We start from the raw sequence: 17,447 nt of genomic DNA, 5'->3' as shown, positions 1-17,447 counted from the left end.
TAGCTGTTACGTTTAGTTGTGAATTTGATAAGGCAAACCAAGTCGTTTAGACTGGGCTGTTGCTTCTTGAATGCAGTTCACAAACGCTTCTTTTACTTGTTGATTTTCTAATAGGCGAATGCCAGCTTCGGTCGTTCCTCCTGGACTTGTGACAGCCTTTCTTAATTGTTCCGCTTTGCCGTCAGAGACAGATAACATTTCTGCAGCTCCAAGCAAAGTTTGAATAATCAGTGGTTTAGAAATTTCTTTTTCTAGACCGATCGCTTCAGCTGCTTGCTCCATCGCTTCAACGACATAATAAATATATGCAGGACCGCTTCCAGAAAGCCCAGTGACAGCATCGAGCTGCTCTTCTTTTACAATTTTAGTCATGCCAATCGAAGAAAAGAGGCTAATCGCTTTTTGCTTCTGTTCTTCCGATACATGTTGGTTTAAAGCGATCGCCGTTGCGGATTTTCCTACAGCTGCTGATGTGTTAGGCATCGAGCGGATGACACCACATGGTTCGTTCAACTCTCTTTCGATAAAGTCAATCGTGACACCCGCCATTAACGTAATAATCAATGAAGTAGGGGAAATAAACGGTTTGATCGTTTCTAAAGCTGTTTTTGCGTCTTTCGGCTTCATCGCTAAGACGATGATTTTGCTGTTCTCGAACATTTCGTCTATTTGATAACTAGTGTGAATGTTATATTGGTCTTTTAGTTCCTTCAGTCTCGTTTCATTCGCTCGATTCGTGGCATAAATATCTGTATGCTTTAGCGCTCCGCTTGAAATCGCACCAGAAATCATTGCCTCTGCCATGGACCCAGCCCCAATAAATACGGTTTTCATAGGAAAGCCCTCCTTTTGTTTGTTAACATAAAAAACACCCTTTCATCCTCTTGAAAAAGGACGAAAGGGTGTTAGCTTCCGTGGTACCACCTTTGTTTACGAGCCGAACAACGGCCGCACACTTCTCTTCCCGTTAACGCTGGGGAGGCGTTTAGGTTTTCCTAACAGCTCATAAGGTAGGTTCGATAAAAAAGTGGGTGATGAAGCCTTTCAGCCGACGAGCTTCACTCTCTTGCACCTTTTTTTATTTACTGGCCTTTGTCATCGCTTTTATTTTTAGAATTTTCTATTAAATGCTCACTGATTTATATGTGATTATGCATAATTATATGCCGTTTTGTCAAGGTGTAAATTGAAAAATAATCGATTTTTTTCATGGTTCGTATAAAGAAAATAATGACTTTTCCAATAGGAACATATAAAATTAATGAATGGTGCTTCAATATTTAAAATGAATATTTATGAGGTGGTGTGCGGAAATGATGAATGTAGAGCAGTTTGGAGATATTGCTAAAATTACATTGCCTACTCCTTTTCCTGTCGGAGATGTGAATGTCTATGTTGTGAAGGGAGATCGTTTGACGCTAGTGGATGCTGGGGTGAAAACAAAGGCTTCCTGGGAGGCTTTCGTGTATGGATTATCTCAGCTTGGATATACCCCTGAAGATTTAGAGCAAGTGGTATTAACGCATCATCATCCGGATCATGTCGGTTTGTTGGATTTTCTCCCGGATGAAATTGATGTGATCGGTCATCGTTATTGTGCTAATTGGCTATCAAGGGATGAAGCGCTTATGAAGGAATATGTTGATTTTTTACGTGCGTTATATGTTCAATTGGGCTTACCGAAAGAGTTGGAATTTCGTCCGGAGCAAATAGGTGCGCCATTGAAATTTGCCTGTGAACACGGAAAACTGACACAAGAGGTGCGAGAAGGTGAGCGCTTGTTCGGTATGCATGAGTGGATGGTGTATGAAACGCCGGGACATTCGCAAAGTCACTTAGTCTTTTTCCGAGAGAAGGATGGGACTCTATTAGCGGGGGATCATCTGTTAGCGAAGGTATCCTCTAACCCTTTACTAGAACCACCTTTAGTGATGACGGAAGAACGCCCGAAACCACAAGTTCAATACAACCATTCATTGAGAAAAATGCTCGAACTACCGATTCATATTGCTTACACAGGTCACGGAACGGAAGTGAAAAATAGTCATGAACTTATTGCTCGTCGCCTACAACGCCAACATGAGCGAGCGATGTCCGTATACGAGATGATAAAAGAAAAACCGCTGACCGCTTTTCAAGTCTGTCAACAACTGTTTCCAGCTATTTATCTAAAAGAAACCGCACTCACATTATCAGAAACTGTTGGCCAGCTTGATTATTTGCAGAATAACGGACAGATAGAAGCTCAAATGAATGATGAAGGGATTTTGTATTATTTCCCTGTGTAAAAAGGAGTGGAGGATGTGCGTCTGAAAGGGAAAACGATGGTGATTACAGGAGCCTCTAGCGGCCTTGGTTATGAAATAGCAAAGCTAGCGGCGAAGGAAGGGGCTCAGCTCGTTTTGTTAGCGCGCCGTCTCGATCGCTTAGAGCTACTGAAGCAGAAAATAGAACAGGATTTTGCTACAAAGGATGTCTTTGTTTATTCGATGGATGTGAGCAAAAGGACGGAGGTTGAAAAGGTATTTGCGGAGATCTTTACTCGTTTTGGTTCCATTGATGTATTAATCAATAACGCTGGTTTTGGCGTGTTTGATTATGCTCATGAAGCGAAATGGGAGGATACTGAGGCGATGTTTCAGGTCAATGTGTTAGGGGTGATCGCTTGTACGGAAATGGTGATGAAGGATATGCAGATAAGAAAAAGCGGCCATATTATGAATATTGCTTCGCAAGCGGGGAAAATGGCTACACCGAAATCGAGCATATATGCAGCGACGAAACATGCGGTGCTTGGTTATACGAACAGCTTGCGAATGGAGCTAGCTCGTGACAACGTGCATGTGACGGCTGTCAATCCGGGGCCGATTGCGACAGATTTCTTCACCACTGCTGATCCATCAGGTGCTTACGTTGAAAATGTAGGCCGATGGATGCTGCAGCCGGAAAAAGTAGCAAGGGCGATTATCAAAGCCATCGGTACGAATAAAAGAGAAATTAATTTGCCGAAATGGATGAACACAGGTAGTATTTTTTATACATTATTTCCCCGTGTCGTTGAGCGCTTAGGAAGAAAAGCGTTTTTTAAAAAATAACCGGTTACTAAAGAGCTAGGCTTCGCTACCATAAATATGTGGAGATGCCTAGCTTTTTCTTTATTCATTATTTCCAGTAACAAATGAGTAGATTTCATCTTCAATGACTTCGTAGAGATCTTCTCCTTCATTGGCACAACGTTTCTCTATACGGCTAATGAGATGGAGTAATAGCTCTTTCTCTTGCTGCCAATCAGGCTCATAATCATATTTGGCTAAGCTTTGTTCGATTCTCTTTTGAATAAATGGTTGTGGCAATCTCATCGCTCCCCAGATGGTTGTTTGTTCATGAATAACGGACAGCCATATCGACTGTCCGCTCTGTCTTACTCTTCGTCCAATACTTTTCTACGCGCACGCATGATTGGAACTTTCCTTTATGCCCGGCATCGAGAAAGACCTTTAGTGTAGATCAAAATGCTTGAGAAAATGATCGATGACTTGTTCGTATTGCTCCGGGTTTTCATTGAACGATTGGGCGTGTGCGCCATTTGGTGCTAAATATAGCTCTTTTGGTCCTTTTTTTCGGCGGAAGAGCTCTTTTGTCATATCAGGGAGAATAAATTCATCGTCTTCACTATGAATGAAAAGGATCGGTTTTTTTATGTTTTCGACGGCTGTAAGAGGGGAGACCTCTGATAGACGAAAACGATCTCGCCAGGCCACCATCCATTCGGCTAAGTGAACAAGAGCTTGTGGCGCAACCTTGATTTCTCGCTTCATTTGATGAGCCATTTGCTCTCTAAAATCAGAGAACGGACAATCAGCAATATAAAAACTAGCCCGATCCTCAACCGTTCCTGCATATAACAGCAAAGTGGCGGCTCCCATCGATTCTCCATGGATACCGAAAGAGATGTGTTCCCCTTCGCGGCGAATTAATTCATTGACGACTGCTTGTAAATCGTATTTCTCATAATGCCCGTAACTAGTCGTTATTCCTTCCGATTCGCCGTGACGACGATGATCGTAAATAATGCCATTAAAGCCTCGTTTAATAAATAAATTCATATATTTAATCGAGTTCGTTTTGTTTTCAGTAACGCCATGGCAGAAAATCACATATGGACGACCCGGGTAAGGGGTAACAAAGACAGCTTTCAATCGGTAGCCGAAGGGCGATTGAATCCATACGTCTTCTTTCGGGAGCTGTTCATACGCTTCGATATCTAGTCGTTTCGCTTCGACCTCTCGTTTATAAATGAGCTGTTCATCTTTTTTCTTCATGTACAACACTCGGTTAGATACATACATACCAACAGCAGCAGTCACTGCAGCTGTTGTCCCGAGAACGGTCCACCACTTTTTCATATTCTCACCTCAAATTAGTCACATTCTGCATTAAGTGTACCATTTCAAATAAGAAAGATCATGTGGTTCACCTCGCGTTCATTCTGAGGTAAAATATACGATACGCATGAAAAGGAAGGGGCAGAAACGATGAAAAAGAAAAAACAATCAATGAAGCATCCATCAACGTCCGCCAAGGAAGATGGATTAACGTTAAAAGACACATTAAATGCAGGTGTACTTGAACAGTTAAAAATAAAACAATAAGAATTAAAGGAACAGGAGCAACAGCAAAAAGAAGCAGAGGAAAAGCGCAAGAAAGAGGAAAGACGTCAACGAGAGAAAAACAAAAGCTTTGAAGAACTGTTAAATGATAGCTCTATGGACTGGACGAAATTTAAATAAGACGAAAAGGCTGTTCGTAAGTACGGAATGCGTGACTTATGAACAGCTTTTTTCGTATTAAAAGTTAGTATAAGCAAACGTAGCCTCGACAGCAGCCGAAAAGGTCAGTTCTCCTGGTTCAATCGGAACGGATTCAGTCGAGGCGGATAATACCATTTTCTCCATTGGCCTTGATTGGATGTGAGCACTACTTTCTACTAGCTTTATCGGTGTTTGATTGAGTTGAACATGGAGCGTCTTTGCTAATTCTTTCGCTTTGCCCACTGCATCTAAAGTAGCGAGCTGTAACGCTTGACGATAAGCGGCATGAGGAGCGGACGTTTTGAAGGTAATGTCTTCGATAATATTGGCCCCGTTTTCGGTAGCGACCGCTAAAATGGTTCCGATTTGTTGTAATTGATTCACTTGCACTTCTAATAAATGCCGAACCTCGTATCCAGTTAAGATCGATTGTCCTTCTGTATATTGATATACAGGTCGAATGGAGTATTGCTTTGTTTTAATATCACTTGAAGGAATCCCACTTTTATTTAACGCTTGGATGATTTGATTGGAAACAGAGCTATTTTGCTGTTGAGCATCGATCACCTGTTTTGCTTCACTTACGACTCCAATCGTGATCACCGCTTGATCTGGTGCGGTCGTGACGGTTGCTTTCCCCTCAACGATCATTGTAGGGGAATCAGACTTATCATATTTCATTTTTCTCCCTCCTTGGTTTTTATATATGTCTCCAAAAAGGGAGTTACCACCTGTTCATCGATGTTGGCTATAACGCGCTTCTTTTGTAAGTGATTGCAATAGCTCATACTCTTTCGTTGACAGCGAGGCTTCCTTTAGCGCACGAACATTTTCCTTTAGCTGTTGGACAGAGCTTGCGCCAGTGACGACGGAAGTGACAGACTCATGTTGTAAAAGATAGCGAAGTGCGAGACCGTTTAATGAGTGTTCATTTGTTGTTCGTTGTTCTAGTTTTTCGAGCAGCTCGTTTAATTCGTGTGCTGAATAATCAAGGTATCCTTGCTCTTTTACTTTCTTTCTCCAATGGTCACTTAATAACCCTTTAGCAAGCGGCCCGCGTGCAACGACACTAATGCCATGTTCTCGGAGTAGTGGCAATATCGCTTCTTCAGGACGGCGGTCGAGTAAGCTGTATTGCATCATCACGCTGTCGATGGAAGAATGCTTCACGAATTCACGAATGACATTTGGACGAATCGAAGAGATTCCATAGGCGCGGATGAAACCTTCTTTTTTCAATTCTTCAAAGGCTTCAATCGTTTCTTCAATCGGGTCGTCAATTGTTCCACCATGAAGTTGGTATAAGTCGATATAGTCAAGCTGTAAGCGTTGCAAGCTATCTTTGACGGCCTCCTTAATGTAGGCTTTCGATGGGTCCCATGTCCAGCCATCTTTTCCTTCTTGCCAACGATTTCCCACTTTTGTGGCGATAAGTACTTCCTCACGAACCGATTTTAACGCTTGTCCAACGAGACGTTCGTTAACGCCAAAATCATATAAGTCGGCTGTATCAAAATAGTTGATCCCTTCTTCGAGTGCAGCCTCAATGATAGCGTGTGCTATTTTTTCATCTGTTCCTAGCGACATGCAGCCGAGGGCGAGTTCACTTGCTTGTAAATGGGAATGTCCAAGTTGTTGCTTTTTCATTTCTTCTTCACTCCTTTTCTTCATCATAACGAAGAGAAGTGCTTTGAGACAAATGTTCTGTCTAGCTGTGGTAAAATGAGAAAGAGAAAAAGGAGTGATCAAGGTGAAAAAATTTGAAGAGAAGACGATCCACACTGAGCCGATTTTTGAAGGGAGAATTATTCGGCTACAAGTCGATGATATTATGTTACCAGACGGGAAAACAGGGAAGCGAGAAATTATTAAGCATCCTGGTGCTGTAGCTGTACTTGCTTTGACAGCGGAAGGAAAGATTGTTTTAGTGGAACAGTACCGTAAAGCGTTAGAGCGTTCATTAATAGAAATTCCAGCGGGCAAGCTAGAGGCAGGAGAAGAGCCGGAAGTGTGTGCACGTCGAGAGCTAGAAGAGGAAACGGGCTATGATTGTGAAAGTATGACATTGCTACAATCGTTTTATACGTCACCAGGCTTTGCGGATGAGCTTGTTCACGTATTTATTGCAGAAGGGTTAGTCAAGAAAGAGGATGCGTTATCATTGGATGAAGATGAGTTTGTTGAGGTGATGGAAGTGACGTTAACAGACGCGGAGCAGCTCATTAAGGAGCAACGAATTTTCGATGCGAAAACAGTCTACGCGATTCAATATTTACAGCTTCAGCAGCAACTGAATAACTAAATAAGCGAACGCATATTCAGCTCTCCTTATACATAAAGTGAACTAATAGTAAAAGGGGGAGCTTATATGCGGAAAAAGATCTCGTCGATTTTAATTGGTCAACACGTTCAGGCGAATGCCTCCATCTACGTATTTGTCGCTGTGCTTTTTTTTATGGGAGTCGTATTTGGAGCGGTTGTCGTCAATAGTCTGTCGCTTAATCAAAAAGAAGATTTAGCTTATTATTTACAGCAATTTTTTGGACAAGTATCGGATGGTCAAATCGCAGTCTCACAAGATATATTTTGGCAAAGCTTTATTCATAATGTAAAGTATTTAGGTTCTATTTGGCTGTTTGGCATTTCGATTATCGGTTTACCACTCATTTTTATCTTCTTATTTATGAAGGGGATCGTCATCGGTTTTTCCGTAGGCTTTCTTGTTCAGCAAATGAGCTGGAAAGGCTTCTTCTTATCGATGACGACGGTGCTACCGCAAAATTTAATTATTATACCGATTTTCTTATTTGTTGCCGCAGTTTCAACGGCATTCTCATTGCAACTTATTAAAAAGATATTTATGAAGCAAGGGAATCAATTTTATATCGGCCCTTTCCTTTTGCGATACATCTTGTTTTTTTTCATCGCTATCGCAGCAGCGGCGATGGCGGCTGGAGTTGAAGCCTATATTTCACCGTTACTAATGAAAATGGTTATATGATAATAATTATCAACGAAAAATAATTATTAAGAGGATATTGTAATGATTTTATTTTGCAACCTCCTCCCAATTTGTTATAATAAAGAATACATCAGCGTGGGAGGGGACTTATGATGGAGAGTCGGATAGAAAGAATTAAGAAACAGTTGCATTCTGCGAGTTATAAATTAACTCCTCAGCGCGAAGCTACTGTACGGGTGCTACTTGAGCATGAAGAAGATCATTTAAGCGCAGAAGATGTATACCTCCTAGTGAAAGAAAAAGCGCCTGAAATTGGATTGGCTACCGTCTATCGAACGTTGGAATTGCTGAATGAATTGAAAGTAGTAGATAAGATAAATTTCGGGGACGGTGTTTCTCGTTATGATCTGCGTCAAGAAGGCGCCGCTCATTTTCATCATCATCTTGTCTGCATTGAATGTGGAGCGGTCGATGAAATTCAGGAAGACCTTCTCGAAGACGTAGAGGTCATCGTTGAACGTGATTGGAAATTTAAAGTGAAAGACCATCGTTTAACTTTTCATGGAATTTGTTGGCGTTGTCAGGAGAAAGCGGAACAACAAGAAGAAAATGAAAAGCAGCATGTAGACTAATAAAGGGCTGTCCTAAAGAGAAAAGCAAATGTCTTCACAATGATAAGTAGTATCGATGTAAACATACTGATACGCTAGTGAAGAAGTGAAGCGCTTAAGGGACAGTCTTTTATATTTGTCTTATATCCAGTTCTACATCTCCACTCAGCTAGCATAAGCTATATAAATTATGATAGCGAGTAGGGGGAAGAGATGATACGAGAATGGGGAAAAGCTGTACGGCGAGCGAGTGGAGTGTTTTTTTTATTTACTAGTTTAACGCTTTTATTTTATAGTGGAATTGTTTGGCTTCAACAGGAATATGAGAAAAAGCATCGGTATGATGAGCCAGAAGGAGCAGCAATGAAAGTTGCTGTTCAAGTAGAAGATGTAGATGTGCGCTGGCTGAAGCGCCTGCTGCTTTTTTATTTAGATGGGGAGTAATTCAATGAAGGATCAATTACAAGATTTCATTCATTATATGGTCGTTGAGAAAGGGCTAGCTAAAAATACAATTGCAGCTTACGAGCGCGATTTAAAACGTTACTTATTGTATATTGAGAAAGTGGAGCAGTTGCCTTCATTAAATGACGTGACACGTGTTCATATTATTCAATTTCTAAATGAGTTAAAAACAGAGGGGAAATCATCGAAAACGATCGCACGGCACATCGCATCGGTTCGATCTTTTCATCAATTTCTGCTTCGTGAAAAGGCAGTTGATCAAGATCCTTCTGTCCATATCGAAACACCACAAACGGAGAAGAAATTACCGAAAGTGCTCAATTTGTCTGAAGTGGAGGCGTTAATGGCGGCACCGGACACGTCGACACCGTTTGGCCTGCGAGATCAAGCGATGCTAGAGCTATTGTATGCGACAGGCATCCGAGTAAGTGAGTTAACCTCGTTAAATCTAGAAGATATTCACTTAACAATGGGATTTGTCCGCTGTTTCGGTAAAGGAAATAAAGAAAGAATCATCCCGATTGGCCAAACAGCAATTGGCGTGATTGAAGCCTATCTTCAAGACGGAAGACCGAAATTGAAGTCAGCTAAACGCACAACAGAAGCTTTGTTTTTAAATCACCATGGCAACCGGTTAACGCGACAAGGGTTTTGGAAAATATTAAAGGGGCTCGCTCAAAAAGCGGATATTGAAAAAGAGTTAACGCCGCATACATTACGCCACTCTTTCGCTACGCACTTATTAGAAAATGGGGCCGATTTACGCGCGGTGCAAGAAATGCTTGGCCATGCTGACATTTCAACGACACAGATCTATACCCATGTGACGAAAACAAGAATGAAAGACGTATATACACAATTTCATCCGCGAGCTTAATCATCGAACAGGCTGTCTAGTGGAAAGGTGTGTCATTCGCACCTTTTCATGGGATGGCCTTCTCCTTTTACTTGTACAAAAGCGATAAAATCGGGTAAAATAAAAGGAAATAAGGTTGTCAGACTTCTGACGATTTAGTAGATGATTATTCGAATAAAATTAGGGTAATATGTTCAGTAGAAGAGAGAAAAAGGAGGACATAAAATGGCAGCGTCTACATTTAAACGAATTCATTTACTAGTGATGGATTCAGTAGGGATTGGCGAGGCACCAGATGCCGAAAAATTCAATGACTTAGGGTCAGATACATTAGGTCATATCGCAGAAAAAATGAACGGATTACATATGCCGCATATGGCAAAGCTTGGGCTTGCGAACATTCGAGACATTCAAGGACTTGAAAGAGCGAATGAACCTCTTGCCTATTATACGAGAATGGAAGAAGCTTCTAACGGGAAAGATACAATGACTGGCCATTGGGAGATTATGGGGTTAAATATTCAAACGCCTTTCCAAGTGTTTCCTGATGGATTTCCTGATGAATTAATTGATGAGTTAGAGCAAAGAACAGGAAGAAAAGTGATTGGCAATAAACCAGCAAGCGGAACAGCCATTTTAGATGAGCTTGGCAAAGAACATATGGAAACAGGGGCATTGATTGTGTATACGTCCGCTGATTCTGTGTTGCAAATTGCGGCGCATGAAGAAGTCGTTCCTTTAAACGAGCTCTACCAAATTTGTGAAATTGCCAGAGAACTCACTCTCAATGAAAAATATATGGTGGGTCGTGTAATTGCTCGTCCGTTTATCGGTGAGCCAGGAGCTTTTACGCGTACTTCGAATCGTCATGACTATGCACTAAAGCCATTTGAACGCACGGTGATGAACGAAATGAAAGATGCCGAGTACGACGTCATTGCGATCGGAAAAATTTCCGATATTTACGACGGAGAAGGAGTGACACAAGCGGTACGAACAGTATCAAATATGGATGGTATGGACAAGTTTATTCAAGCATTTGATCAAGAGTTTACTGGTTTAAGCTTTGTCAATCTCGTCGACTTCGATGCGTTATTTGGACATCGTCGCGATCCGCTTGGTTATGGCAAGGCATTAGAAGAGTTTGATGCTAGACTTCCAGAAGTATTTGAGAAAATGACAACTGACGACTTATTGATCATTACTGCAGATCACGGAAACGATCCGATCCATCATGGGACTGACCATACGCGTGAGTACGTTCCATTAATTGTCTATTCACCACGTTTCCAATCTGGCAAGGAATTGCCGATCAGAAAGACTTTCGCTGATATCGGTGCCGCAGTAGCAGACAATTTCGGCGTCAAGATGCCTAACTATGGCGAAAGCTTTTTAAACGACTTAAAGTAGGGGAGAAAAAATAATGAATGTAGAAACAATAGAACAAGCGAAACAATATTTAACAAAAGTGAGCCAAAAAAGTCCGGAAATTGGTTTGATTTTAGGTTCTGGTCTTGGCGTACTTGCTGATGAAATTGAGAATGCAGTTAAAATTCCTTATAGTGAGATTCCTGACTTTCCAGTGTCTACAGTCGAAGGACATGCTGGGCAACTTGTATTCGGTACGCTATCTGGTAAAGAAGTGGTGGCTATGCAAGGTCGTTTTCATTATTATGAAGGGTATTCGTTTGATCAAGTGACCTTCCCCGTACGTGTAATGAAAGCGTTGGGCGTAGAAACAGTGATTGTGACGAACGCAGCTGGAGGCGTTAACGAAGCGTTTGAACCGGGAGATTTAATGATCATTACGGACCACATTAATATGATGGGTGGTAATCCACTAATTGGTCCAAATGACAATCGTCTCGGTGTTCGTTTCCCTGATATGTCGGAAGCTTACAACAGAGAACTTCAAAAACTGGCGAAAGAGATTGCCGAAAAGATCAACCTGTCTGTTCAAGAAGGGGTCTATGTCGGAAATACCGGACCAGTGTATGAAACGCCGGCTGAAGTGCGGATGGCAAGAACACTTGGCGGTGACGCTGTCGGTATGTCTACCGTACCAGAAGTAATTGTTGCTCGTCACAGTGAGATGAAGGTGCTTGGAATTTCTTGTATTTCTAATATGGCGGCTGGTATGTTGGATCAACCGCTAGCTCATGATGAAGTCATTGAAACGACAGAAAAAGTTCGAGCTGACTTTTTGTTGTATGTAAAAGAAATTATTAAATCCATGTAAAGAGAGGCGCGATCATCAGATGAGAATGGTAGATTTAATTGAAAAAAAACGTGATGGGCATCCATTAACAACGACAGAAATTAACTTTATCATCGACGGTTATACAAAAGGAACGATACCTGATTATCAAATTAGTGCTTTATTAATGGCGATTTACTTTCAAGGAATGACTGAACAAGAGCGAGCGGATTTAACGATGGCAATGGTCAATTCTGGCGATCAAATTGATCTGTCCGCCATCGAAGGTATCAAGGTCGATAAGCATTCTACTGGCGGTGTAGGAGATACAACGACTTTAGTGCTTGGCCCGCTAGTTGCAGCGGTTGGTGTACCCGTCGCCAAAATGAGTGGTCGCGGACTTGGACATACTGGTGGAACGATCGATAAGCTAGAAGCAGCAGAAGGTTTTCATGTAGAAATAACGAATGAACAGTTTATCGAGCTTGTGAATAAAAATAAAATTGCGGTTATTGGGCAAAGCGGTAACTTAACACCAGCAGACAAAAAGCTATACGCTCTTCGTGATGTGACTGGTACGGTGAACAACATTCCGTTGATCGCTAGCTCGATTATGAGCAAAAAAATCGCCGCGGGCGCCGATGCGATTGTGTTAGATGTTAAAACAGGCGCAGGCGCGTTTATGAAGACACTTGAAGACTCACGTGACCTCGCTCAAGCGATGGTCAATATCGGCAATCATGTCGGTCGAAAGACGATGGCGGTGATTTCAGATATGAGCCAGCCATTAGGGTTTGCGATTGGTAATGCACTCGAAGTACAAGAAGCGATCGACACATTAAAGGGGGAAGGTCCTGAGGATTTAACGGAGCTTTGCTTAGTCCTTGGTAGCCATATGGTGTATGCGTCAGGAAAAGCATCTTCTCTTGAAGAAGCCCGTCAAAAACTGATAGAAGTTATTGAAAATGGTCAAGCGTTAGCGAAATTCAAAGTTTTCATTGAAGCTCAAGGTGGAGATGGATCGATTGTAGATGATCCGACGAAGCTTCCTCAAGCGGCTTATCAAATTGAATTAGTAGCAAAAGAAGAAGGTTATGTGTCAGAAATTATTGCCGACCATGTCGGAACAGCCGCGATGTGGCTTGGTGCTGGTCGAGCGACAAAGGAATCTGACATCGATCTCGCCGTCGGTTTAATGTTGAATAAAAAAATCGGCGACAAAGTTGAAGTGGGCGAATCGTTAGTTACTATACACAGTAATACCGAAGAGGTAGAACAAGTGAAAGAAGAGCTGTACAAGAGCATTCTTCTTTCTGAAGAAAAAATTGCTCCACCTATACTCGTGCATGAAGAAATGATGAAATAGACTGAGATGGAAGCATCCTGAAAAAGGGTGCTTCTTTTTTTGTATAAAAATAGAGATATTGGAAAAGATGGGGTTATATCGTATGAATAGTTCACAACAATGGAGGTTATTTAATCATGATGCGAAAGTTTGTATTATTCCTTGCCTTTTTGCTCATTTGGCATAGTATACCCCCTCTTTCCTCAGCGAATGAAGTCGATGATCAGCTACAAATAGCTGAAAGTGCCAAGTCCGCTATTTTGATTGAAAAAGATACCGGGACTGTGCTGTTTGAGAAAGATAGCCATAAACCGCTACCACCAGCCTCTATGACTAAAGTTATGACGATGCTGCTCATTATGGAAGCGATCGAAAGTAAAAAAATATCATGGGAAGATCCGGTGAGGACGAGTGATCTTGCTGCTTCGATGGGAGGATCACAAATATTTTTAGAGCCTGGAGAAGAAATGACGGTCAAGGAAATGCTCCAAGCAATTGCGATTGGATCGGCCAATGATGCCTCTGTTGCGATGGCGGAACGAATTGGAGGTAGTGAAGAAGCATTCGTTCAAATGATGAACAAAAAAGCGAAAGAACTAGATTTAAAACAAACGCAATTTAAAAATGCGACGGGACTTCCTGAGAAAGGTCATTATAGCTCTGCCTACGATATGGCAATCATGGCGAAAGAATTATTAAATCATGAGCGAATTACCGAATTCACTGGAACATATGAAGCCTATTTACGAAATGGAACAGATAAAAAGTTTTGGCTTGTCAATACGAACCGTTTACTGAAATTTTACCCGGGAGTAGATGGGCTGAAAACGGGGTTTACGAACGAAGCGAAATATTGCTTAACGACAACTGCCCAAAAAGGGAAGATGCGCCTTGTTGCCGTCGTGTTTGGAGCGCCAACGCCGAAAGATCGCAACGCTCAAATTACGAAAATGATGGATTATGGATTTCATCACTACGCCCTCACGCCTCTTTATGAAAAAGGGAGAGAAATCACCAATTTAAATGTAGTGAAAGGTCATAAAAATAAAGTGGCTTTAGAAACAGGAGAAAACGTATCCGTCATTGCTCGCAAAGGAGACAAACAAGTCAAAATGAAGCAACAGCTCCACTTGCAAAAAAACATTCAAGCACCTATCAAAAAAGGAACAAAGCTTGGAGAATTACGCATTAAAAGAGAGGGAAAGGTCATTTCGAAAACACCGCTCATCGCCAAAGAAGATATTGATAGGGCAAGCTGGTGGCAATTTTACAAAAAAGTGTTTCATTACTTTACGAAAACGAGCGATGCATAGTGACGAAGCAACGATTCTTTTAGCGAATACGTACTAGTTTTGTCAGGCAGAAGGATTGGTAAGGGGTGCTGTCGAAATGCTTCCTATTACTGAAAAAAGGGGGCTTACTTATGAGCTTAACAGTAGACATGGAAGTGGTTGATCAAGTTCTTTGCCTTCGCTTAATCGGAGAGCTCGATCACCATACCGCCGAATCACTCAGGAAGCAAGCAGATGAAGCGATTGATCGACAAGGAGTTCGCCATATTATATTAAACCTTGAGGAGCTAACATTTATGGACAGCTCAGGACTCGGTGTCGTATTAGGGAGATACAAAAAAATTCAGCAAACAAGTGGTGAGATGGTTGTATGTGCCATTTCTCCATCAGTGAAAAGGCTGTTTGAGTTATCTGGCTTGTTTAAAATTGTTCGAATGGAAACGTCGGAACAACGAGCACTTGAACGATTGGGGGCGGCTTAAGATGAAAAACGAAATGAATGTTCAATTTAGTGCAATTAGTCAAAACGAGTCATTTGCGCGAGTGACAGTTGCTGCTTTTATCGCTCAGCTAGACCCCACAATGGATGAATTAACAGAAGTGAAGACCGTTGTTTCGGAAGCGGTGACGAATGCCATTATTCACGGCTATGAAGGAAATCCAGCAGGAATGGTGTATATATCGGTCGTCATTGATGATGGTCTCATTGATCTCGTCATTCGAGATGAAGGAGTTGGCATGGACAATGTCGAGGAAGCGAGACAGCCGCTATTTACAACAAAGCCAGAATTAGAACGGTCAGGTATGGGATTTACGATTATGGAAAATTTCATGGACGAAGTAGAAGTTACCTCACATCAAGGATCAGGCACCGTAATTCGTTTGAAGAAGCAGATCGCTAATAAAAAAGCATATTGTAATTAAGGGGCCAAGCCATGGATGTTGAAATCAAAAAAAATAAGCCGGCTATTTTGTCAGATGCTCAGCTCAAAAAATTAATTAAAGAAAGTCAAGAAGGCAATCAACAAGCACGAGACACGATTGTTGAGAAGAACATGAGACTTGTCTGGTCCGTCGTTCAACGTTTTTTGAACAGAGGATATGACCAGGATGATTTATTTCAAATTGGCTGTATTGGCTTATTAAAATCGGTGGATAAATTTGATTTAAGCTATGACGTCAAGTTTTCGACTTACGCTGTACCGATGATTATCGGGGAAATTCAACGTTTTATTCGTGATGATGGAACGGTCAAAGTCAGCCGCTCCTTAAAGGAAACAGGCAATAAAGTTCGTAGAGCAAGAGAAGAGCTGTTAAAAAAATACGGCCGAACACCAACGATTCAAGAAATTGCTACTCATTTAGATATTCCTCCTGAGGAAGCGGTGATGGCTCAGGAAGCTTCGCGATCACCTTCCTCGATTCATGAAACGGTATATGAAAATGATGGAGACCCGATCACTCTTTTAGATCAAATGGCTGATAAAAATGACCAGCAATGGTTTGACCAAATCGCTTTAAAAGAAGCCATTAGAGGGCTGGAGGAGAGAGAACGATTGATTGTTTACTTGCGTTACTATAAAGATCAGACGCAAGCGGAAGTCGCTAATCGACTAGGCATTTCTCAAGTTCAAGTGTCGCGATTAGAGAAAAGAATTTTGCTACAAATGAAAGATAATATGACATCTACGTAAAGATTCGAGTCGGTTCAACGATAGTTGGCCGACTTTTTTCATGCCATTGACCGCATAAGTGCATCTGTTTTTGCTCATATTAATGACTATAATGAGACAGCAGGGTGGGAGAGTGATGGAAACTTCCATTTTTATTCGCTTAATTCCTCGTATTCACCTACATGTGAATGCGAAAGTAAAGCTAAAAGACATAGCTCAAATCATTGCCCCTGAACAATTGCTACCGAGTCTGCTTCATATGGATCTATATCAAATTAAACGAGAGGATCAGCAAATTGTCGTTATTGAAGCGATGACGATTGTGAAAATGGTACTTCATCAATGGCCGGAAGTCGATATCCAGTTCATCGGACCGACAGAAACGATTATTGATACAGCCCCAACTCGGAAGAAAAGCTCCTTTTTTCTTTTTCTTTTCATCTGGTGTTTATTATTTACGGGAGCTGCATTAACGATCATGAATTTTCATGAAGATGTGAGTATGCAAGCTGTTCATGTGAAGTTGTATGAGATTATTACCGGTGAAAAGAAAGAGCATCCGCTCATTTTACAAATACCATATTCCATTGGTTTAGGGGTGGGCATGATCTTATTCTTCAACCATTTATTTAAAAAGAAATTCAATGAAGAACCGAGTCCGCTTGAAGTGGAGATATTTAAATATCAACAAGATTTAAATCAATATATTGTGTTAAACGAGTATAAGGAAAGTAGGGCGAACAGTGGGTATCGTTCATAATCTGTTGCTAGCTTTTCTCGGTTTAGCTGGTGGTTTATCAGTGGGTGTTGGGTACGTAGCATTTATTACTGTTCTTGGTGTTATTCCAAGAATGATGCAAATGACGAGAACATTTAACAAAGTTAGGGGATACGAATGGGCTGTTATTTTAGGCGTGCTTGCTGGAACAACGGCGAGCATACATCCCTCTCGGCTCTTCGTATCAGAAATGTGGCTCTTGTCGATTGGATTACTAAGTGGAATGTTTATCGGTATGTTAGCGGCAGCCTTGACAGAAGTGTTAAATGTATTTCCGATTATCGCTAAGCGAATGGGTGTTCATGAACATATTTTAGTGTTGATCATGGCGATCGTCCTTGGAAAAATAACGGGTTCATTATTCCAATGGTTGTATTTTGTGCATCGATAATCATATCGGAGGATGATAAGGAGGTTTATATGTGCAAGAAATAAAAGAGATAAATATTCCAAAAGA

The 17,447-nt window shown here is 41.4% G+C and carries 21 protein-coding genes and 1 pseudogene; 17 read left to right on the top strand and 5 right to left on the bottom strand.

Annotated elements, in window-relative coordinates; translation table 11 throughout:
* Positions 1–12 precede the first annotated feature (12 nt).
* Entirely contained in the window at positions 13–834 is an 822-nt protein-coding gene (gene proC / locus ACSVDJ_RS11015) for a pyrroline-5-carboxylate reductase (RefSeq protein WP_439168745.1), read from the bottom strand.
* 482 nt (positions 835–1,316) lie between these two features.
* On the opposite strand from proC, the gene ACSVDJ_RS11010 reads away from it, so the two are divergent.
* Together ACSVDJ_RS11010 and ACSVDJ_RS11005 are read left to right on the top strand one after the other, a co-directional pair.
* On the top strand, positions 1,317–2,288 hold the full coding sequence (locus ACSVDJ_RS11010; protein WP_439169088.1) for an MBL fold metallo-hydrolase: 972 nt from the start codon (positions 1,317–1,319) through the stop codon (positions 2,286–2,288).
* A gap of 36 nt (positions 2,289–2,324) precedes the next feature.
* Positions 2,325–3,095 (top strand): SDR family NAD(P)-dependent oxidoreductase, encoded by a 771-nt coding sequence (locus tag ACSVDJ_RS11005; RefSeq protein WP_439169087.1) that lies wholly within the window; start codon positions 2,325–2,327, stop codon positions 3,093–3,095.
* Positions 3,096–3,155: 60 nt separating this feature from the next.
* Here ACSVDJ_RS11005 and ACSVDJ_RS11000 read toward each other — a convergent pair whose 3' ends face one another.
* Together ACSVDJ_RS11000 and ACSVDJ_RS10995 are read right to left on the bottom strand one after the other, a co-directional pair.
* Positions 3,156–3,353, bottom strand: coding sequence for a YqzH family protein (locus ACSVDJ_RS11000; protein WP_439168743.1), 198 nt, complete (start codon positions 3,351–3,353; stop codon positions 3,156–3,158).
* 144 nt (positions 3,354–3,497) lie between these two features.
* Entirely contained in the window at positions 3,498–4,406 is a 909-nt protein-coding gene (locus tag ACSVDJ_RS10995) for an alpha/beta hydrolase (RefSeq protein ID WP_439168741.1), read from the bottom strand.
* Positions 4,407–4,664: 258 nt separating this feature from the next.
* On the opposite strand from ACSVDJ_RS10995, the pseudogene ACSVDJ_RS10990 reads away from it, so the two are divergent.
* Positions 4,665–4,790 (top strand): annotated as a pseudogene (locus tag ACSVDJ_RS10990) (DUF3886 domain-containing protein); the annotation flags it as partial.
* Positions 4,791–4,847: 57 nt separating this feature from the next.
* Here the strand turns inward: ACSVDJ_RS10990 and ACSVDJ_RS10985 are convergent.
* Together ACSVDJ_RS10985 and ACSVDJ_RS10980 are read right to left on the bottom strand one after the other, a co-directional pair.
* Positions 4,848–5,492, bottom strand: coding sequence for an SIMPL domain-containing protein (locus ACSVDJ_RS10985; RefSeq protein WP_439168739.1), 645 nt, complete (start codon positions 5,490–5,492; stop codon positions 4,848–4,850).
* Positions 5,493–5,546: 54 nt separating this feature from the next.
* A complete protein-coding gene (locus ACSVDJ_RS10980) occupies positions 5,547–6,458 on the bottom strand; it encodes an aldo/keto reductase (protein ID WP_439168737.1) in 912 nt (303 codons plus the stop codon).
* A 103-nt stretch (positions 6,459–6,561) separates the two neighbouring features.
* On the opposite strand from ACSVDJ_RS10980, the gene ACSVDJ_RS10975 reads away from it, so the two are divergent.
* The 14 genes from ACSVDJ_RS10975 (at position 6,562) to ACSVDJ_RS10910 (ending at position 17,381) form a co-directional block, all read left to right on the top strand.
* Positions 6,562–7,113, top strand: a complete 552-nt coding sequence (locus tag ACSVDJ_RS10975) for an NUDIX hydrolase (RefSeq protein WP_439168735.1) — start codon at positions 6,562–6,564, stop codon at positions 7,111–7,113.
* A gap of 66 nt (positions 7,114–7,179) precedes the next feature.
* Positions 7,180–7,812 (top strand): stage II sporulation protein M, encoded by a 633-nt coding sequence (spoIIM, locus tag ACSVDJ_RS10970; protein ID WP_439168733.1) that lies wholly within the window; start codon positions 7,180–7,182, stop codon positions 7,810–7,812.
* A gap of 113 nt (positions 7,813–7,925) precedes the next feature.
* Positions 7,926–8,405 carry a ferric iron uptake transcriptional regulator gene (fur, locus tag ACSVDJ_RS10965; protein ID WP_439169086.1) on the top strand — a complete coding sequence of 160 codons (480 nt, stop codon included), beginning with the start codon at positions 7,926–7,928 and terminating at the stop codon, positions 8,403–8,405.
* A 192-nt stretch (positions 8,406–8,597) separates the two neighbouring features.
* The gene (locus tag ACSVDJ_RS10960) at positions 8,598–8,828 is read left to right on the top strand and encodes a DUF4227 family protein (RefSeq protein WP_439168731.1); all 231 of its coding nucleotides are present in this window, start codon (positions 8,598–8,600) and stop codon (positions 8,826–8,828) included.
* Positions 8,829–8,832: 4 nt separating this feature from the next.
* Entirely contained in the window at positions 8,833–9,726 is an 894-nt protein-coding gene (gene xerD, locus ACSVDJ_RS10955) for a site-specific tyrosine recombinase XerD (protein WP_439168730.1), read from the top strand.
* 204 nt (positions 9,727–9,930) lie between these two features.
* A complete protein-coding gene (gene deoB, locus ACSVDJ_RS10950) occupies positions 9,931–11,115 on the top strand; it encodes a phosphopentomutase (protein ID WP_439168728.1) in 1,185 nt (394 codons plus the stop codon).
* A 13-nt stretch (positions 11,116–11,128) separates the two neighbouring features.
* A complete protein-coding gene (locus ACSVDJ_RS10945; RefSeq protein ID WP_439168726.1) occupies positions 11,129–11,944 on the top strand; it encodes a purine-nucleoside phosphorylase in 816 nt (271 codons plus the stop codon).
* 19 nt (positions 11,945–11,963) lie between these two features.
* Positions 11,964–13,268, top strand: a complete 1,305-nt coding sequence (locus ACSVDJ_RS10940; RefSeq protein ID WP_439168725.1) for a pyrimidine-nucleoside phosphorylase — start codon at positions 11,964–11,966, stop codon at positions 13,266–13,268.
* 119 nt (positions 13,269–13,387) lie between these two features.
* On the top strand, positions 13,388–14,560 hold the full coding sequence (locus tag ACSVDJ_RS10935) for a D-alanyl-D-alanine carboxypeptidase family protein (RefSeq protein ID WP_439169085.1): 1,173 nt from the start codon (positions 13,388–13,390) through the stop codon (positions 14,558–14,560).
* A gap of 110 nt (positions 14,561–14,670) precedes the next feature.
* Positions 14,671–15,021, top strand: coding sequence for an anti-sigma F factor antagonist (gene spoIIAA / locus ACSVDJ_RS10930; protein ID WP_439168724.1), 351 nt, complete (start codon positions 14,671–14,673; stop codon positions 15,019–15,021).
* A gap of 1 nt (position 15,022) precedes the next feature.
* On the top strand, positions 15,023–15,463 hold the full coding sequence (spoIIAB, locus tag ACSVDJ_RS10925; RefSeq protein WP_439168723.1) for an anti-sigma F factor: 441 nt from the start codon (positions 15,023–15,025) through the stop codon (positions 15,461–15,463).
* An 11-nt stretch (positions 15,464–15,474) separates the two neighbouring features.
* Positions 15,475–16,233 (top strand): RNA polymerase sporulation sigma factor SigF, encoded by a 759-nt coding sequence (gene sigF / locus ACSVDJ_RS10920; protein WP_439168721.1) that lies wholly within the window; start codon positions 15,475–15,477, stop codon positions 16,231–16,233.
* A 115-nt stretch (positions 16,234–16,348) separates the two neighbouring features.
* Entirely contained in the window at positions 16,349–16,972 is a 624-nt protein-coding gene (locus ACSVDJ_RS10915) for a stage V sporulation protein AA (RefSeq protein WP_439168719.1), read from the top strand.
* Positions 16,962–17,381: a stage V sporulation protein AB gene (locus tag ACSVDJ_RS10910; RefSeq protein ID WP_439169084.1), complete on the top strand. Its 420-nt coding sequence runs from the start codon at positions 16,962–16,964 to the stop codon at positions 17,379–17,381. The genes ACSVDJ_RS10915 and ACSVDJ_RS10910 overlap by 11 nt, the downstream gene beginning before the upstream one ends.
* Positions 17,382–17,447 lie beyond the last annotated feature (66 nt).

Origin of the sequence: Bacillus sp. Hm123 (assembly GCF_051842975.2) — a bacterium.
Taxonomy (GTDB): Bacteria; Bacillota; Bacilli; order Bacillales; family Domibacillaceae; genus Bacillus_CE.
The sequence above is the reverse complement of the archived record's forward strand: the minus strand, read 5'-3'. Positions and strand labels throughout refer to the sequence as shown.

What these genes read in the sequence shown, in the direction of transcription:
- ACSVDJ_RS11010 (WP_439169088.1), top strand. Translation starts at nt 1,317, where the DNA reads ATGAATGTAGAGCAGTTTGGAGATATTGCTAAAATTACATTGCCTACT.
- deoB (WP_439168728.1), top strand. Translation starts at nt 9,931, where the DNA reads ATGGCAGCGTCTACATTTAAACGAATTCATTTACTAGTGATGGATTCA.
- ACSVDJ_RS10945 (WP_439168726.1), top strand. Translation starts at nt 11,129, where the DNA reads ATGAATGTAGAAACAATAGAACAAGCGAAACAATATTTAACAAAAGTG.
- xerD (WP_439168730.1), top strand. Translation starts at nt 8,833, where the DNA reads ATGAAGGATCAATTACAAGATTTCATTCATTATATGGTCGTTGAGAAA.
- spoIIAB (WP_439168723.1), top strand. Translation starts at nt 15,023, where the DNA reads ATGAAAAACGAAATGAATGTTCAATTTAGTGCAATTAGTCAAAACGAG.
- ACSVDJ_RS10960 (WP_439168731.1), top strand. Translation starts at nt 8,598, where the DNA reads ATGATACGAGAATGGGGAAAAGCTGTACGGCGAGCGAGTGGAGTGTTT.
- ACSVDJ_RS10915 (WP_439168719.1), top strand. Translation starts at nt 16,349, where the DNA reads ATGGAAACTTCCATTTTTATTCGCTTAATTCCTCGTATTCACCTACAT.
- spoIIM (WP_439168733.1), top strand. Translation starts at nt 7,180, where the DNA reads ATGCGGAAAAAGATCTCGTCGATTTTAATTGGTCAACACGTTCAGGCG.
- ACSVDJ_RS10935 (WP_439169085.1), top strand. Translation starts at nt 13,388, where the DNA reads ATGCGAAAGTTTGTATTATTCCTTGCCTTTTTGCTCATTTGGCATAGT.
- ACSVDJ_RS10980 (WP_439168737.1), bottom strand. Translation starts at nt 6,458, where the DNA reads ATGAAAAAGCAACAACTTGGACATTCCCATTTACAAGCAAGTGAACTC.
- spoIIAA (WP_439168724.1), top strand. Translation starts at nt 14,671, where the DNA reads ATGAGCTTAACAGTAGACATGGAAGTGGTTGATCAAGTTCTTTGCCTT.
- ACSVDJ_RS10985 (WP_439168739.1), bottom strand. Translation starts at nt 5,492, where the DNA reads ATGAAATATGATAAGTCTGATTCCCCTACAATGATCGTTGAGGGGAAA.
- sigF (WP_439168721.1), top strand. Translation starts at nt 15,475, where the DNA reads ATGGATGTTGAAATCAAAAAAAATAAGCCGGCTATTTTGTCAGATGCT.
- proC (WP_439168745.1), bottom strand. Translation starts at nt 834, where the DNA reads ATGAAAACCGTATTTATTGGGGCTGGGTCCATGGCAGAGGCAATGATT.
- ACSVDJ_RS10940 (WP_439168725.1), top strand. Translation starts at nt 11,964, where the DNA reads ATGAGAATGGTAGATTTAATTGAAAAAAAACGTGATGGGCATCCATTA.
- fur (WP_439169086.1), top strand. Translation starts at nt 7,926, where the DNA reads ATGGAGAGTCGGATAGAAAGAATTAAGAAACAGTTGCATTCTGCGAGT.
- ACSVDJ_RS10995 (WP_439168741.1), bottom strand. Translation starts at nt 4,406, where the DNA reads ATGAAAAAGTGGTGGACCGTTCTCGGGACAACAGCTGCAGTGACTGCT.
- ACSVDJ_RS11005 (WP_439169087.1), top strand. Translation starts at nt 2,325, where the DNA reads ATGGTGATTACAGGAGCCTCTAGCGGCCTTGGTTATGAAATAGCAAAG.